Origin of the sequence: Alteraurantiacibacter aestuarii (assembly GCF_039523595.1) — a bacterium.
Lineage (GTDB): Bacteria > Pseudomonadota > Alphaproteobacteria > Sphingomonadales > Sphingomonadaceae > Alteraurantiacibacter > Alteraurantiacibacter aestuarii.
The window spans coordinates 62,338-79,075 of record NZ_BAAAFP010000003.1 but is presented as its reverse complement, the minus strand read 5'-3'; the positions used below and the strand labels follow the sequence as shown (position 1 = coordinate 79,075).

15 protein-coding genes are annotated in these 16,738 nt (G+C 64.5%); 9 read left to right on the top strand and 6 right to left on the bottom strand.

Going from position 1 to position 16,738, the window contains the following annotated elements; genetic code table 11:
• Positions 1-22: 22 nt before the first annotated feature.
• The 4 genes from glk (at position 23) to ABDZ98_RS13730 (ending at position 5,236) form a co-directional block, all read left to right on the top strand.
• Positions 23-991, top strand: coding sequence for a glucokinase (gene glk / locus ABDZ98_RS13745; RefSeq protein ID WP_160591286.1), 969 nt, complete (start codon positions 23-25; stop codon positions 989-991).
• A complete protein-coding gene (eda, locus tag ABDZ98_RS13740) occupies positions 988-1,599 on the top strand; it encodes a bifunctional 4-hydroxy-2-oxoglutarate aldolase/2-dehydro-3-deoxy-phosphogluconate aldolase (protein WP_160591285.1) in 612 nt (203 codons plus the stop codon). The genes glk and eda overlap by 4 nt, the downstream gene beginning before the upstream one ends.
• Positions 1,596-4,415, top strand: coding sequence for a phosphoenolpyruvate carboxylase (locus ABDZ98_RS13735; RefSeq protein ID WP_160591284.1), 2,820 nt, complete (start codon positions 1,596-1,598; stop codon positions 4,413-4,415). The genes eda and ABDZ98_RS13735 overlap by 4 nt, the downstream gene beginning before the upstream one ends.
• Positions 4,416-4,516: 101 nt before the next feature.
• Positions 4,517-5,236, top strand: coding sequence for a L,D-transpeptidase family protein (locus ABDZ98_RS13730; RefSeq protein WP_160591283.1), 720 nt, complete (start codon positions 4,517-4,519; stop codon positions 5,234-5,236).
• Between the two features lie 33 nt (positions 5,237-5,269).
• Here the strand turns inward: ABDZ98_RS13730 and tilS are convergent, their stop codons facing one another.
• The 5 genes from tilS to ABDZ98_RS13705 form a co-directional block, all read right to left on the bottom strand.
• Positions 5,270-6,235: a tRNA lysidine(34) synthetase TilS gene (gene tilS / locus ABDZ98_RS13725; RefSeq protein ID WP_343809013.1), complete on the bottom strand. Its 966-nt coding sequence runs from the start codon at positions 6,233-6,235 to the stop codon at positions 5,270-5,272.
• Positions 6,216-7,136, bottom strand: a complete 921-nt coding sequence (locus ABDZ98_RS13720) for a tetratricopeptide repeat protein (protein WP_343809011.1) — start codon at positions 7,134-7,136, stop codon at positions 6,216-6,218. Before ABDZ98_RS13720 ends, tilS begins: the two co-directional genes overlap by 20 nt.
• A gap of 191 nt (positions 7,137-7,327) precedes the next feature.
• Positions 7,328-8,167, bottom strand: a complete 840-nt coding sequence (locus tag ABDZ98_RS13715; protein WP_160591270.1) for a helix-turn-helix domain-containing protein — start codon at positions 8,165-8,167, stop codon at positions 7,328-7,330.
• A 99-nt stretch (positions 8,168-8,266) separates the two neighbouring features.
• Positions 8,267-10,486, bottom strand: coding sequence for a phosphoenolpyruvate--protein phosphotransferase (gene ptsP / locus ABDZ98_RS13710; protein WP_237437476.1), 2,220 nt, complete (start codon positions 10,484-10,486; stop codon positions 8,267-8,269).
• A 146-nt stretch (positions 10,487-10,632) separates the two neighbouring features.
• Complete coding sequence (locus ABDZ98_RS13705; protein WP_160591266.1) at positions 10,633-10,788, bottom strand: YdcH family protein; 156 nt, start codon at positions 10,786-10,788, stop codon at positions 10,633-10,635.
• 248 nt (positions 10,789-11,036) lie between these two features.
• On the opposite strand from ABDZ98_RS13705, the gene ABDZ98_RS13700 reads away from it, so the two are divergent.
• Together ABDZ98_RS13700 and ABDZ98_RS13695 are read left to right on the top strand one after the other, a co-directional pair.
• The gene (locus tag ABDZ98_RS13700; protein WP_160591264.1) at positions 11,037-11,234 is read left to right on the top strand and encodes a YdcH family protein; all 198 of its coding nucleotides are present in this window, start codon (positions 11,037-11,039) and stop codon (positions 11,232-11,234) included.
• A gap of 129 nt (positions 11,235-11,363) precedes the next feature.
• Positions 11,364-11,831 carry a DUF1465 family protein gene (locus tag ABDZ98_RS13695; protein ID WP_160591262.1) on the top strand — a complete coding sequence of 156 codons (468 nt, stop codon included), beginning with the start codon at positions 11,364-11,366 and terminating at the stop codon, positions 11,829-11,831.
• Here the strand turns inward: ABDZ98_RS13695 and glpK are convergent, their stop codons facing one another.
• Positions 11,832-13,316 carry a glycerol kinase GlpK gene (glpK, locus tag ABDZ98_RS13690; RefSeq protein ID WP_160591260.1) on the bottom strand — a complete coding sequence of 495 codons (1,485 nt, stop codon included), beginning with the start codon at positions 13,314-13,316 and terminating at the stop codon, positions 11,832-11,834.
• 26 nt (positions 13,317-13,342) lie between these two features.
• Between glpK and ABDZ98_RS13685 the strand changes: the two genes are divergently transcribed.
• From ABDZ98_RS13685 to ABDZ98_RS13675, 3 genes are all read left to right on the top strand, one after another.
• Positions 13,343-14,248: an MBL fold metallo-hydrolase gene (locus tag ABDZ98_RS13685; RefSeq protein WP_160591754.1), complete on the top strand. Its 906-nt coding sequence runs from the start codon at positions 13,343-13,345 to the stop codon at positions 14,246-14,248.
• Between the two features lie 65 nt (positions 14,249-14,313).
• Positions 14,314-15,309: a quinolinate synthase NadA gene (gene nadA, locus ABDZ98_RS13680; RefSeq protein ID WP_160591258.1), complete on the top strand. Its 996-nt coding sequence runs from the start codon at positions 14,314-14,316 to the stop codon at positions 15,307-15,309.
• 57 nt (positions 15,310-15,366) lie between these two features.
• Entirely contained in the window at positions 15,367-16,695 is a 1,329-nt protein-coding gene (locus tag ABDZ98_RS13675; protein WP_160591256.1) for a DUF2254 domain-containing protein, read from the top strand.
• Positions 16,696-16,738 lie beyond the last annotated feature (43 nt).

Below are 16,738 nucleotides of genomic sequence, written 5' to 3'. Positions count from 1 at the left end.
GACAGCTGGAGGGGAGAGCGCGATGGAACTGGTAACCGTGGATATTGGCGGCACCCATGCGCGCTTTGCCATTGCCGGCGTGGCAGCAGACCGCAGCATCACCATGGGTGAGCCGATCACCCTCAAGACATCCGATTACGCCAGTCTGAAAACCGCGTGGGAGGCGTTTGAAAGCCAGTATGGCCAGGTTCTGCCACGCCGCGCGGCCATCGCCATTGCCGGGCCGGTAACGGGCGAGACGGTGCGCATGACCAACAACAGCTGGGTGCTGCACACCGGCGCTCTGGACGAGCAGCTGGATATCGATGCGGTCAGCGTGATGAATGATTTTGCCGCCGTGGCCCATGCCGTGGCGCATGCTCCCGAAGATCAGCTGCTGCATGTCACCGGCCCCAAAGGCCCGCTGCCGGGCAAGGGCACGATCAGCGTGATCGGCCCCGGCACCGGCCTTGGCGTGGCGCAGTTCTACCGCAATGGCGGCACCTATCACGTGCAGGCGACCGAGGGCGGCCATATCGATTTCGCCGCGATCGATGCGCTGGATGATGCGCTTATGGCCAAGCTGCGCAGCGCCCACCGCCGCGTTTCGACAGAGCGGATCAATTCCGGCCCCGGCATCGTGCATATTTACGAAGCGCTGGCGGCACTGGAAAAGCGCAGCATCCAGCCGCTGGAAGACCGCGAAATCTGGCAGGCGGCCTTTTCCGGCAAAGACAGCCTGGCGGTGGCGGCAATGGACCGCTTCTGCCTCAACCTGGGCAGCGTGGCGGGCGATTATGCGCTTGCCCACGGTGCCTGCGGCGTGGTGCTGGCAGGCGGGCTGGGATACCGGATGCGCGACATATTGCCCAAATCAGGCTTTGGCGAACGCTTCCGCTTCAAGGGCCGCTATGAAGGATTGATGGCATCAATCCCGGTCAAGTTGATCACTCACCCGCAGCCCGGCCTGTATGGCGCCGCCGCTGCCTTTGCATCGGAGCACGGCGTATGAGCGCGATTGAAAAGATAATGCGCACCGCGCCGGTGATCCCGGTGCTGGTGATCGACGATGTCGCCGATGCCCGCCCGATTGCGCAGGCGCTGGTGGCAGGCGGGCTCAAGGTGCTGGAAGTGACCCTGCGCACACCCGCCGCGCTCGATGTGATCCGCCGCATGAACCTGGTGCCCGGCGCGATTGTGGGTGCAGGCACTGTCACCAACAAGGAAGAGCTGGAGGCGGCGCTGTCCGCCGGGGCCGAGTTCATCGTCTCTCCCGGCCTGACGGAGCCATTGGGCAGGGCCGCGATCCGCGCGGGCGTGCCGTTCCTTCCCGGCATCGCCAATGCCGGCGATATCATGCGCGGGATGGACATGGGGCTGCACCATTTCAAATTCTTCCCGGCCACGGCGGCTGGCGGCATTCCGGCACTGAAGGCGCTCGCCGCGCCCTTCCACCAGTGCAAGTTCTGCCCCACCGGCGGCATTACCGAAGCAACCGCGCCAGACTGGCTGGCGGTCGATCCGGTGCTGTGCGTGGGCGGAAGCTGGGTGGTGCCCAAGGGCGCCAGTCCGGCAGAAATAGAGGTTCTGGCCCGTCAGGCGGCAGACCTGCCACGATGAAAACGGTCGCACAGCTCACCCGCCGCCTGCAGGAAAACCATCTTCGCACAGAAGAGACCCCGCTTTTCAATCCCGTCTTCCAGCTCTCGCTCGACCTGTCGCGCCTGCTGGAAAGCGGCGAGCTGACGCTGGACGAGTGCGCGGCGATGATTGACGATCTGGAGTGCGAGGCTTTGGGCCACCGCGCGCACCGGCTGCACACGATGGTCGCCCCGGTGGCCGAGGCTGACAATGTGCAACACATATTGGACAGCTGCACCGAGGCTGACTTTGCCGCCTTCCGCAATCACTGGGAAAGCCCGCAATTGCATGCGGTGTTCACCGCCCATCCCACCTTCCTGCTGACCCCCGGTCAGTCTGACGCGGTGGCGCAGGCCGCAGGCAGTGAGACGGCGGTGGACCCGTCCGTGGTGGGGCAGGAACGGCCGCAGATCACGCTGGCTTTCGAACACATGCGGGCGATGCGCGCCATCGCTCACGCGCAGGGCGCGCGCGACACCATCGTCAAGACGCTGCTGACCCATGCGCAGGCGACATGGCCGGACAAATGGCATGATCTGGCCCCTCTGCCGTTCCGCTTCGCCAGCTGGGTCGGCTATGACATGGATGGGCGCACCGATATCAGCTGGTCCAATTCAATTGGCTTCCGCCTGTCCGAAAAGGCCGAGCGGCTGGCGCTCTATTGCACCGCGCTGGAAGCTATCGACCCCGCGCACCGCCTGCTGGGCGAGCTGCGCCCCGCCGCCGATTTTGCCAGCGACCGCGCCGTCGATTTCACCGCCGACCTGACCGATCCCGCGGCATTGTCGCTCGCTGCCAACCGCCTGACCGCCAGCGATCCGCGCAAGATGCTTAGCCTCAAGCCGATCATCGCCGCGCTGGAAGCAGAGGCGCGCGAGGCGGATGCCGACCGCGCGCTGCAACTCAAGACGCTGGCCGCATCGATGTGCGCAGACGGGCTGGGCATGGGCTGGATTCACTTCCGCGTGAACGCCAAGCAGCTCAACAATGCGATCCGCCGCAAGCTGGACCCCACCGGCGGGATCGACCTGTCGAGCAAGGGCGCGATTGTCCATATCCGCCGCGCGATCGAGAATGTGAAGCCGCTGCGCTCCAACTTCGGGGCGCTGGCCATTGAAAGCAGCACGGCGATCCGCCAGTTCCTGGCGATGGCGCAGATCCTTGGCCATGTGGACGCCGATGCGCCGATCCGCATGCTGATCGCCGAATGCGAGGACCCGGCAACCATCCTTGCCGCGCTCTATTTCGCCAAATTGTTCGGGATTGAAGGCAAGGTCGATATCTCGCCGCTGTTCGAAACCGAAAGCGCGCTGGAACACGGCGGACGCTTTCTGGACGAGCTGCTGGCAGAGGATATCTACCGCACTTATGCCAAGCGGCGCGGGCGCGTGTCGATCCAGGCCGGATTCTCCGATGCCGGGCGGTTCGTGGGGCAAATCCCCGCCAGCCTGGCGATTGAGCGGCTGCAGGGGCGGCTGGCGCAGGCGATGGCCGCCAATGGCATGGAAGACACCGCCGCGCTGATCTTCAACACGCATGGTGAAAGCATGGGCCGCGGTGCCCACCCATCATCGCTGGAAGACCGGCTGACATGGCCGCTGAGCCCATGGGCCAAGCGCCGCTTTGCCCGCGCCGGCATCATGCTGGAGCCGGAAGTCAGCTTTCAGGGCGGCGATGGCTATCTGTGGTTTTCCACTCCGCAGATCGCGCTGGCCACGCTGACGCGGATCGCCAATATCCGCCCGGCATTCACCGATCCCGATGCGCCGCGCGATATCTTTTACCAGCGCACCGATCTCAGCCTCGATTTCTACCGCGCCATTCGCGATCATCAGCATGAGCATCTGGAAAGCCGCACCTATGCCCGCGCGGTCACCGCATTCGGGCTGGGCCTGCTCAACCCCACCGGCAGCCGGGTGAGCCGCCGCCAGAGCGATATCAACGCCGACCGCGAGATGAGCCTGCGGCAGATCCGCGCCATTCCGCACAACGCCATCTTGCAGCAGATCGGCTATCCGGTGAACGTGATCGCGGGCGTGGGCCACGCGGCGGAGGGCCATTACGAGGATATGGCCGCCCTCCTGCGTGACAGTGAGCGCGGCCGGCAGCTGGTGCGGCTGGTGCGCGCATCCAACGCGCTGGCCAGCGTCAAGACCGTGGCTGCTTACGGCGAATTGTTCAATTCCGCCTATTGGGCCAGCCGCCCCTATCGCGGGACCGAAAGCCACCTTTCCGCCCCGTGCGAGGCATTGTCCGAATATCTGGGCAAGGATGACCGGGTCGGCGTTTTCCGCCGCCTCGCCAGCCGGTTGCGCGTGGATGCGCTGAAGCTGCACCGCCTGCTGGAATTGCTGCCGGATGATCACACGGCCCAGGACACGGCCCAGGACACGGCCCAGGACACGGCCCAGGACACGGCGGATGACCGCGAGGACCTGCGCCGCTCCATCGGCGTGTTGCAGGCGCTGCGGCTGGCACTGCTGCAATATATGTTCATCCGCGCGGTATCGGTGCCGGTGTTCAGCCGCGCCAATGATGTCAGCCGGGACGATGTGCTGGAAATGGTCTTCACACTGCGGATAGACGATGCGCTGGCGCAATTGCGCCGTGCCTATCCCACCAGCTTTCCCAGCATCGATGATTTCAGACTGGATGAACCGACCGATTATCCCGAAGGCGAAGACCACGGGTATGAGGCGATCCGCAGCCAGTTCATCGACCCGATAGAAACCGCCTATGCGCTGACCCTGCGCATCTCCACCGCCATCGCCAATAATTTCGGCGCGCATGGTTAAGCGTTCGTAAGCGTTAGGAAGGCCGCGCCCGCGCGTCTCTTTTCGGGACTGGCCGGGCGCCGCCACTGGATTTCTGCGGGATTGTGGGCATTATGGCGCGCATGACATCGCTGGCTAAATGGATTGGCGGATCGACGCTGGTGGTGCTGATGCTGATCGGCACCATGATATTTGCCGGCAATGCGCTGGAAGCGCGCGCCGATGGTGACAGCGCCGCCCGCCTTTCCGCCGAGAATGTGCTGGCCAGCGAACCATCCGCCATCGATCTTTCGCTGGACGAGCGGACCGACAGCCTGCCCGAATATGTGGCCGATCCGGTGGTGCAGGAAGTGCCCGCCTATGATGCGGACAACCCCTTCGTGATCAAGCGCATCCTGCCGATCAACGGCCCGATCCGCTATGGCGAATGGCATTGGGACGATGCCGGTGTGCCCGATGGACCGCTGGTGGTGACGGTGGATTTGCAGGCGCGGGTCATCTCCGTGTTCCGCAATGGTTATGAGATCGGCGCCGCCGCGGCCCTGCTGGGGACGGACGAACATCCCACGCCGGTGGGCACATTCCCGATCCTGACCAAGGAACGCCACAATGTGTCCGAGAAATACGGCAATGCGCCCATGCCGTGGACGCTGCGGCTGACGTGGGATGGCGTGGCCATCCACGGCGGCTCCACCGTCCAGCTGGGCTATGCCAGCCACGGCTGCATCGGCGTGCCGGATGAATTCGTCAGCCGTCTGTATGCGATTGCCAAGGTTGGCGATCAGGTGATCATCACCAACGGCCAGACCGCCACCATCGGTACGGCGCTCGCATCCAACTGAGGCGCTTCCAACTGAGGCGCCGTGAACTGAGGCCTAGCCGGTCCTGCGCGGCGGTTCGGGGCGGAATATCCACAGGCCGTCCTCCGTAGTGGCCAGCACCCCGCCGATATTGCCGCCTTCCCCGCGCTCCAGCCGGTCATGCAGGCGCGCCACATCGCTGCCGCGCGGTGAACCGCCCATCCCCGTGATGATCCGTTCGATCACCCGCAGCGCGATGGCGCGATCGGGTGGCGGAACCAGTTCCGCGCCATCGCCCGTCTTTGTCAGATAATCGCGCACGGCGCGGTTGGTGATGGTCTCCAGCGCCTCATCAGCCTCCGCCAGAAAAGCGGCGGAGCGGGCCATCGCCAGCGGATCGATCCAGTCCGCGTCGGCCAGCGCCTTGCGGATGCGCACGCGGTCGAACCGGTCAGCCGCATTGCTGGGATCATGCGCTACCTCAATGCCCGCCGCCTCGATCACGGTGGCCAGTTCCGCCCGGCGGAATTGCAGCAAGGGCCGGATCACAGGGACATCAAGACCCGCCATCCACACATATTCGCGCACGCCTGCCAGCCCGGCCACGCCGCTGCCCCGGTTGAGCCGCATCAGCAACGTTTCAGCCTGATCGTCGGCATGGTGCGCGGTGGCGATGGCGGCAAGGCCGCGCTGCGCCGCCCATTGCCCCAGCGCGGCATAGCGCGCCGCGCGCGCCTGTTGCTGAAGATTGCCGCCGCTGACCTGAACCTTCAGCGTGGCACAGGCAATGCCGCGCGCTTCACAGGCTGCAACCACCAGCGCGCATTCGTCCGCTGCCTGTGCCCGCAGTCCGTGATCGACGGTGGCGACTTCAAACGCACCGGGGATGGCGGCATGGGCCAGCAGCAGCATGGCCATGGAATCAGGGCCACCGGATACGGCCAGACCGATCCTGTCACCGTCCGGATTCAGCCTGTCTGCCGCCTCCGCGAACCGTTCAACCAGTTGCGGAGGCACGCCGTCAGTTGGCGCAGTCGACACGGCCCCTGTTCGCATCATACTGGGCCTGCAACCGGCCCGTGGCGAGCGCGGGATAGGTATCGCCAAATTCCGCCAGGGCGATGCAGGCGCGGCTGGTATCGCCCAGCGCGATCATGCTCTCAGCCAGATACAGCAGGCTGTCCGGCGCGCGGGCGGCCTGCTTGTCGGACTGGTAATTCTCAAAGAAATGCGTGGCCGCGCGGCGCGCATCGCCTGCATCCAGAAACGCCCGGCCCAGCAAATTGCGGCCATAGGTGGTGCGCCAGTGATCGGGATAGCGTTCCACGAACAGCGCCAGCTGCTGCTGCGCTTCGGGATAGAACTTGGCGTCCCACAGGCGGAAGCCATAGGTGTATTCATCGTCGCCCGCATCATCGGTGGCGGGCTTGGTAATGGCCTGCACCCCGGCCAGCCGTTCCGGCGTGGGACCGGCCGCGGCGGTTGTCGCCGCAGTCGCTGCTGCCGATGCCGGTTGCTGGGGCTGGTCGGCTGAGGCCAGCGCTGCTGGCTGATCCGCCGGCCTGTCCGCCGGCATATTGATCACACCGGTGGGCTGCTGCGCCAGCGCGGCGCGCTCCTCCATCGCCACGATCCGCGCTTCCAGCAGGGAAAGCGCATTGTCATTCACCTCGGTCGAAGCGGTCAGCCGCGTCAGTTGCGCTTCAATCGCATCGAGCCGAACCAGCATGTCGGTCAGCGCGGTGCCGGACGTGGTGCCCGGCTGGCGAACCTGGCTCTGGCCGGGAGCGGCAGTGATTTCCGGCTCGAAAAAGCGCTCATCGCCGCCGGGAAAGACCACCCGCTGCAAGGCGCGCAATTGCGTCTCTATGCGGTTTATGCGGTCATCCACCTGCGCCTGTGCGGCGCCGGGAACCATGCCCACAACAAACCCCGCCGCCACCAGCGCGGCGCAAGTCGCCCTCAGCCTAGAAAACCTGCCTGCCATCAAAACCATGCCTTTTCCCCAAGAGGTTCGGTGCCCGTGTCATCATGTGTGTATGATCGTGTCGGGCAGTATAGAACATTAACCAAGCCGCCGTCACCCGCCGGGGGCCACAATCCACGGCGCAGATCAGCTGTCGGGGCGATCACTTATTGCGCTGTTGCCGGGTCCGCCTGCGCAGCGCTGGCGGCAGGCTGGCTGCGCGCCATCAGCGATGCGCCGTCCACCGCCACATCGCGCATCGTCACCAGACCATCGGCCAGCCGCGGTATCGCGCGGCCACCCACGGTGATCGACAAGGCATCGGGCCGGCCAGTCCACAATTGCGGACCTCTGGCATCGGCGGGAACCGTATAGCTTTCACCCAGCGCCATTTCCTTTTCCATCAGCCGCTGGTTGTCCTGATCGTAGAACCGCACCCACACACCGTCTTCGGTGGCGGTGAAGACGACCGCGCCCGCAGGATTGGCAGGCTGCTGGCTGGCATCGCGATCGGCTGCGGCAAGCGCGGCAGCCTCCGCCTCCTCCGCCTGCTGCTGCTGGACCAGCGAGGGCAGTTCGACAGCGGGAGAGAAATATATCCGCGCGACAAAATACAGGCCCGCCACCAGCAGCACCACTGCGAACAGCGAGAACCACGCCAGCCGCCCCGAGGGGGCGCGGGCCGGATCGCCCGGCTCGAAAGTGGCGCGGCGATCTTCCATATCGGGACTGAACGCACCCAGTTCGGCGCGCACCATGGCGGCCACGTCACCCTGATCCAGCCCCACCACCTTGGCCATGTTGCGGGCAAAGCCCACCGCATAGGTGCGACCCGGCAAGGCACCGAAGTCGCCCGCCTCGATCGCGGCGATGAAGCGCTGCGAGATGCGGGTGTTGGCGGCAACCTGTTCGATCGTCAGCCCCAGTTTCTCCCGCGCAACGCGCAGCTGCGGGCCAACGCCGCGCGGAGTGAGCGATTCTTCAGGCATCTCGATCTGATCGGTCATTGTTGCTCCGGCACAGCTGCCGGTCCTTGTGCAAACCCAGTATTCACCATCAATGAAGCGCCAGTATGACAAGTCAAGGATGCAGGCGGGCCGGTGCTGCTATTCCACCTCGATTTCGTGCGCTTCAGCCCATTCGAGCAAAGCGGCACGCATATTTTCCGGCGGATTGGCCAGCCAGCCGGCCATCGCCTCGCCGATTTCCCTGGTATCGACCTTGCGGATCAGTTCCTTGATCGGCCCCACCGCAGCCGGGGTGATCGACAGGCGGCGAATGCCGATACCGATCAGCGCCAGCGCTTCCAGCCGCCGTCCGCCCATTTCCCCGCACACGCCCAGGTCCACCGGGTGGCCGGTACAGCCCAGCACCACCCGGCGCAGGAAGCGCAGGATAGACGGGCTGAGCCAGTCGTACCGCTCCGCCAGCATCGGATTGGCCCGGTCGGCCGCGAACAGGAACTGCGTCAGGTCATTGGTGCCGATTGAGATGAACGACACCTTGGGCAGCAGCAGATCGAGGCATTCGGCCAGCGACGGCACTTCCAGCATCACCCCATAGCGGATGACGCTGGGCAATTTGTGCTTGTGCTTCTTGAGGAATTCCAGCTGGCCTTCGAACACCGCCTTGGCGGCATCGAATTCCCACACTTCGGAAACCATCGGGAACATCACGTTCAGCTCATACCCGGCAGCGCCTTCCAGCAATGCGCGGGCCTGCACTTTCATCAGGCCTTCACGCTCCAGCGCCAGCCGCAGTGCGCGCCAGCCCATCGCCGGGTTTTCATCCTGGCGCGATGTCTCGCTGGCGAGATAGGGCAGCGACTTGTCCCCGCCGATATCCACCGTGCGGAAGATCACCTTCTTGGAGCCAGCAGTTTCCAGCACATCGCGGTAGAGCCGCGTCTGGCGATCGCGCTGCGGCAGGGCGGCGGACACCAGAAACTGGAACTCGGTCCGGTACAGGCCGATCCCGTCCGCGCCCGAAACGGCGAGCATGGCCACATCATCGCGCAGGCCGGCGTTCATCATCACTTCGATGCGCGTACCGTCGCGGGTGAAGGGTTCGATATCGCGCATGGCGGCATAGGCGGCCTTGCGCTCCTGCTTTTGCGCGAAACGGGCCTCGAACGCGCTCAGCACGCCTTGCCCGGGGCGCACGGTGACCTGCGCTGCATCGCCATCCACCAGCACCAGATCGCCTTCGCGGATCAGCGCGCGGACATTGCGCACGCGGCCAATCACCGGAATGCCCATGGCCCGCGCCACGATCACCACATGCGCGGTGAGCGAGCCTTCCTGCAGCACCACGCCTTTCAGCCGGCGCCGGTCATATTCCAGCAATTCCGCCGGGCCGAGATTCTTGGCGATCAGGATCGAATCGCCGTGCAGGCCCATGGTCGCAGCCGTTCCCAGCTGGCCCGAGACAATGCGGATCAGCCGGTTCGCCAGATCTTCCAGATCGTGCATGCGTTCGGCCAGCAGCGGATCGGAAATCTCCCGCATGCGCATGCGGGTGCGTTGCTGCACGCGCTCGATCGCTGCCTCCGCCGTCAGGCCGCTGTCGATCGCCTCATTGATGCGGCGCGACCAGCCTTCGTCATAGGCGAACATCTTGTAAGTCTCGAGCACCTGTTCCTGCTCGCCGCCAACGCCAAATTCGGCCTGGCCTGTCATGTGGTCGATCTGCTCGCGCATCTTGTCGAAGGCGAGATAGACGCGCTGGCGCTCGGCCTCGGTATCCTCGGCCACGGTATGTTCGATGTTGACGCGCGGCTGGTGGAACACGGCCTTGCCGAAGGCCAGCCCCTTCACCAGCCTCAGCCCTTCGAGGACCAGCTGGCCGCTGTGCGATTCGGGCCGCTCTCCCAGCATCTCGCCATCCACCAGGCCGGCATTGTGGATCAGTTCGGCCAGCACCATCGCCACCGTCTGCAGCGCCTCGATCTCCACCTCTTCATACTTGCGCTTGTCGACATGCTGCACGGTCAGCACGCCCACGGCGCGTTCCCGCCGCACGATCGGCACGCCGGCAAAGGAGTGGAATTTTTCCTCACCCGTTTCGGGGCGATACTGGAATTCGGGATGGGTCGCTGCCTCATCCAGGTTGAGCGTTTCGATATTCTCGGCAATCGTGCCGGTCAGGCCTTCGCCCACGCCCAGCCGGGTGACGTGGACCGCGCTCTGGTTAAGGCCGCGGGTGGCATAAAGCTCCAGCATGCCTTCGCGCAGCAGATAGATCGAGCACACCTCGCTATCGAGCGCTTCGCCGATGACATCGACGATCCGGTTGAGCTTGGCCTGCACATGCGTACGCGCAGCCATAACCTCATGTAATTGGGTGAGGATCGATCTGGCGGCAGCGGCGGCTCCTTGCATAAGTTCCGCCTATAGCATTATTGCCGCTTTGAAAATGTTACCGGTGCATGGCCGCAACAAATCTTGCGGCCCACACCGGCCTCATCACCAGCTCAGTGGTGCGAAATCTCTTCCTTCAGCCTGAGCTTCTGTTTCTTGAGAGACTGGACCTTCACCATGTCAGGAGCCGGCCTGTTCAGTTCCGCCTTCAGGCGCTGATCGAGACCATTATGTTTTTGCTGGAGAGCAGTGACATGCGAGGATTCCATTGGCGTTCTCCTGTCGCTAGGGGCCATGCAGGCAGCAGGCCCGAAAGTCGTACCTTTACGCGACTCGCAGGCTGTCTGGGAGCCGCGCAATTGTCATCAAAACACAGAAGTCCTAGATCGGCAAATGGCAGACGGGCCGACACGCCCAGTTGCCGCGAAAGCAAGGCCGGTCGTGTGGCCGGTGGGATCAGCATGGCTACAATTATCAACACAGGCATCAACATGGTGACAGGCAGGGGATCGGCGCATTGACCGAAGAGGAACTGCGCAAAAGGCTGACGGCGCTGCGTGTGGAGCACCGCGATCTGGATGCGGCCATCGATGCGCTGACGTCCACCGGCGGGCCTGACCAGTTGCAGGTGGCGCGGCTGAAAAAGCGCAAACTGCTGCTGAAAGACCAGATCGCCATGGTCGAGGATTATTTGACGCCCGATATCATCGCCTGACCGGCAACAGTCCGAAATCCTGGCCCGGCAAACGCACAAACCGTTTCTGTGCGGGACAGATGCCACGCAAGCTGTGAATTGGCGGCGGCGGCTCTGGCGTGGCCGCGCGCTTCCAGCTAGCCAAGCGTGATGGCCGCACCCGCCGATATCAGCCCCACGATCGTGGAGACGCTTTACCGCGATGCACTGGACCTGGCAGACGAGACGCGCGCCGCGTTCGACCTGTCGGGCCGACTTGACCAGGTCAGCAGCGATGAGGATCTGGCGCGCATTGCGCTTTCCTGCGAGGCCCTGCGCACCACCACGCGGATGATGCATGCGATTGCCTGGCTGCTGAACCACCGCGCTTTCTTTGCCGGCGAGCTGAGCGAATTCCAGCTGCGCCGCCACGGCCGCCTGCCCCCTGCGCAGTCAGATGGCGACCCGCAGCAGCTGATCATGCTCGATCCCGAATTGCGCCAGCTGGTGGATCGCACCAAGCGTTTCTATGACCGGATTGCCCGGCTGGATCGCGCCTGGCGCGACCATTTCGCCATGCAACCCGCCGCCGTCCACCGCCTGCGCGAGCGCCTCGGCAACGCCGTCCAGCGGCTCTGATCACATCCTGGCGATGGCTTCGGCCCAGTCGCCAAGACGTTTTTGCCGGTCCGGGCCGTGCATCTGCGGGGCGAAGCGGCTGGACTCGCCAATCATCGCAGCGGCGGCCTGATCCAGCGCGGGGTGAATACCTGCCCCCACTGCGGCCAGCATCGCGGCACCCAGCGCGGTGGTTTCCACAAGATGCGGGCGCTCCACGGGCAGGTCCAGCAAATTGGCGATATCCTGCACCATCCAGCTGTTGGCGGACATGCCGCCATCGACCCTCAACCTGCTCCACGGCGCGCCATCGGCCGCGAAAGCCTGCGCCAGGTCGCGCGTCTGGTGCGCCATCGCCTCCAGCGCGGCCCTGGCGATATGCGCCTTGCCGGCGGAAAAGCTGAGGCCGGTGATCGTGGCCCTTGCATCGGGCAGCCAGTGGGGCGCACCAAGGCCTGACAGGGCGGGAACCACCACCACGCCGCCATTGTCCTCTACCGATCGCGCCAGCTCCTCCGTCTCCGCTGCGGAACTGATCAGCCCCAGCGTGTCACGCAGATATTTGATCAGCGATCCGGCCACGAACACCGATCCTTCCAGCGCATAATGCCGCTCCCCGCCGATCTGGTAGAGCACGGTGCCGAGCAGGCGGTTGGCCGATTGCGGAATGTCGCGCCCCTTGTTGGCGAGCACGAAGGCGCCCGTGCCATAGGTCGCCTTGGTATCGCCGGGGGACAGACACCCCTGCCCGATGGTGGCCGCCTGCTGATCGCCCGCCATCCCGCAAATGGGGATCGCACCGCCCAGCAGTCCGGGCGCGGTCACGCCCAGCTGGCCTGCGTTGTCCACCACGTCTGGCAGGGCGGAGCGCGGCACGCCGAAGGCATCGCACAGGCCTTCATCAAAGCCCGCCCCGTCCAGCGCCAGCAATAATGTGCGGCTGGCGTTGGAGGCATCGGAGATATGCCGGCCACCCTTGGAGCCGCCCGTCAGCTTGTATGTCAGCCAGCTTTCCACCGTGCCCAAGGCCAGCGTTCCGGCCTGCGCGGCGGCGGCCACGGCAGGCTCATTATCCAGCAGCCAGCGCATCTTGGTGGCGGAGAAATAGGGATCGAGCAGCAGGCCGGTCTGCGCGCGGATGGCATCCTCCAGCGCGGCCTCGCGCATCGCCTCGCACATGCTGGCGGTGCGGCGGTCCTGCCACACGATGGCGCGCGCATAAGGCTCGCCCGTCTGCCGGTCCCACGCCACCACGGTTTCGCGCTGGTTGGTGATGCCGATGGCGGCGATCCGGTCCGCCCCGCCCGCCTTGGCCACCATCTCGCGCGCGCAGGCCAGAGTCCTGTCCCAGATCTCGCCCGCATCGTGCTCAACCCAGCCGGAACGCGGATAATGTTGCGTCAGGTCTGCCTGCGCCACGCCGTGCTGCGCGCCGTCTGCACCAAACAGCATGGCGCGGGTGGAGGTGGTTCCCTCATCCAGCACCAGGATCAGGCGATCGGTCATTGGCAATCCTCTCTCTCGTGCCCCATATGCCCGCCATGACACTCCCCCCGCAACCCTGGCCGACCGGCAAATGTGAGCAGCTGGAGCCGCTGGTGCGGCGCGTGCTGGCCGCCAATGGCTCGACCTTCACCTACACCGGCACGCAGACCTATCTGGTGGGAACGGATGACGAGCTGGTGGTGATCGATCCCGGTCCCGCCGATGGCGATCATATCCAGGCGCTGCTAGGCGCGATTGGCGAGGGGCAGGTGCTGGCCATCGCCTGCACCCACACCCACCGCGACCATTCGCCCGCCGCCGCCCCGCTGGCCGAGGCGACCGGCGCGCCGATCATCGGCTGCGCGGCGCTGGCGATAGAGAGCGACGCGCCGCGCGTGGATGCTCCGTTCGACAAGCTCTATGCGCCCGATCTGGTACTTGCTGATGGCGAGCGTATCTGCGCCACCGGCTGGACGCTGACCGCCATTGCCACGCCGGGCCACACCTCCAACCACCTGTGCTATGCGCTGGACGTAGAGGGATCGGACGAGGAGAGCGGCGCGCTGTTCACCGGCGATCACGTGATGGGCTGGTCCACCAGCGTGGTGGTCCCGCCCGACGGCGACATGGCCGATTACATGGCCAGCCTGATGAAACTGTATGAGCGCGAGGACCGCATCTATTACCCCGCACACGGCCCGGCGGTGGAAAATCCGCGCCAGCTGGTGCGCGGCATGTTCGGCCACCGCAAACAGCGCGAACGGCAGATCATCCGCCTGCTTGAGGAGGAGGCACGCCCCATCGCAGCGCTGGTTCCGGTGATGTACAAGGGCGTGGACGAGAAGCTGTGGCCCGCCGCATCGCAGAGCGTCCATGCCCATCTGATTGAGCTGGAACGGCGCGGCGAGGTGGCCAGATCGGGTGAAAGCTGGTCCCCGATCGCTGGCAGATAATGCAATTTTCCGTGAGCGCGCTATATCGTTCAGATACGGCCCGTTTCTGGCAATGAAGAGGTAACATGAGCGCCCACGCAAATATCCCCGCAGGCACGGACCTGCTTGAAGAGATCAACCGCCTGCGCAAGGAGCGCAATGCGGTGATCCTGGCGCATTATTACCAGCGGCCGGAGCTGCAGGACCTTGCCGATTTTGTCGGTGACTCGCTGGAACTGAGCAAGAAAGCGGCGGAGACCGACGCCGATGTCATTGCCTTTTGCGGCGTGAAATTCATGGCCGAGACCGCCAAGATCCTTTCGCCGGAAAAGATCGTGGTGCTGCCCGACATGGAAGCCGGCTGTTCGCTGGAAGATTCCTGCCCGCCGGAGAAATTCGCGGCCTTTCGGGAACGTCACCCCGATCATATCGCGCTGACCTACATCAACTGCTCGACCGAGGTGAAGGCGCTGAGCGACGTGATCGTCACCAGTTCCAGCGCGGAAACCATCCTGTCGCAGATCCCCAGGGACCAGAAGATCATTTTCGGCCCGGATCGCCACCTTGGCGGCTATCTCAACCGCAAGTTTGACCGCGACATGCTGCTGTGGCCCGGCGTGTGCATCGTGCATGAGGCTTTCAGCGAGCGTGAACTGATGAAGCTGATGCAGGCCAATCCCGGAGCGCCAGTGGCCGCGCATCCCGAATGCCCGCCCAACATCATCGACCATGCCGATTATGTCGGTTCGACCAGCGGCATCCTCAATTTCGCCAAGACCTTCCCCGGCGACACGCTGATCGTGGCGACAGAGCCGCATATCATCCACCAGATGGAAAAGGCGATCCCGGAAAAGACCTTCCTTGGTGCGCCGGGCGCGGACGGCAACTGCAACTGCAACATCTGCCCCTACATGGCGCTCAACACGATGGAGAAGCTGTACCTGTGCCTGCGCGATCTGGAGCCGCGCATCGAGATCGAGGAACAGCTGCGGCTGGATGCCAAGAGGAGCCTGGACAAGATGCTGGAAATGGCCGCGGGCACCGTGGGCAAGGGCGATCTGGGTAATCCAAGCGGGGATTGACCGTGATGGTTGCACTGCTCACCGCAACCATCCCGCCGCCCGCGCGTTACCTTTCACATGACAGCACAAATCCGATGGTTCTGGGCGCGGCTTAACGCCAATTACTGGTTCTATCCGGCGCTGTTTTCGATCATCGGTGCGGCGCTGGCCCTTGCGCTGATCTATCTTGACCGGAATGGCTTTGCCGCGTGGGTCAATGACCTGAGCTGGATCACGCCTGCGCGGCCAGATGGCGCGTCCAACATGCTGACGGTGATCGCCGGATCGATGATCGCGGTTGCCTCCACCGTGTTTTCCATCACCATCGTCGCGGTCAGCTATGCCAGCGGCACTTATGGCCCGCGCCTGCTGACCAATTTCATGGAGGACAAGGGCAACCAGCTTTCGCTCGCCACCTTCATCGGCACATTCGTCTATTCCATCACCGTGCTGCGCACCATCCGCGGCGAGGATGAGAGCGCGGCCAGTGCCGCCGATGCCGCCTCCACCGCCCTGCCCGGCTTTGTGCCGCAACTCTCGCTGCTGGTCGCCTATGCGCTGATGGCCCTTTCGATCGCGGTGCTGGTCTATTTCCTCAACCACGTGCCATCGGGCATTCGCATCAACAATGTGCTGAAAGGCATCGGCCAGCGGCTGATCGAGGGCATTGAGGAGACCTATCCCGATCCGGGCGGCGAGGATGACGGGCAGGACCGGCCCCAGGGCAAGGCCATCCTGGCGCACAGGCCCGGCTATGTGCAGCTGATCGAGTTTACCGAGTTGGCAGCCATCGGCGCGAAGGAGGACTGCGATATCATCTTGCGGGTGCGCACCGGCGATTTCGTGCATCCGGGGATGGCGCTGCTGCAGGTGAGCGGCTGCGATGACACCGATGCAATCAGGCAGGCCCTGCTCGACAACTTCACACTGGGCGCATCGCGCACGCCCGAACAGGACCCGCAATTCCTGATCGATGAGCTGGTGGAGATCGGCCTGCGCGCGCTGTCCCCCGGCATCAACGATCCCTTCACCGCCATCACCGCGCTGCACTGGCTGGGCGCGGCAACGTCCGAGCTGGGCTGCCGCAGGCTGACCAAGTTGATCTGTCCGGATGATGACGGATCATGCCGGGTCCACCCGCTGCCCGATGATTTTGCCCATTATGTTGCGCGCGGGTTTGGCGCGATCCGCAGCGCCGTGGCCACCAACCCGATTGCCGCCAAGGTCATGCTGGACACGCTGCGCAATGCAGCCGCCCCGATCAGGGACCTGAAAAGGATTGCCATTCTGCACCGCGAGGGCGTGTTGTTGCGCGATCAGGCACGGCTGTCTCTGGGCGGCCCGGACCTGGCCGAAGTGGAAGAGAGATTTACAAGCTTTAACCGCGCCGTTTCATCAAGCCCTTAGGCTTTGCTGCCATGTGCACGGCTGATACAATCGGCCCATCACG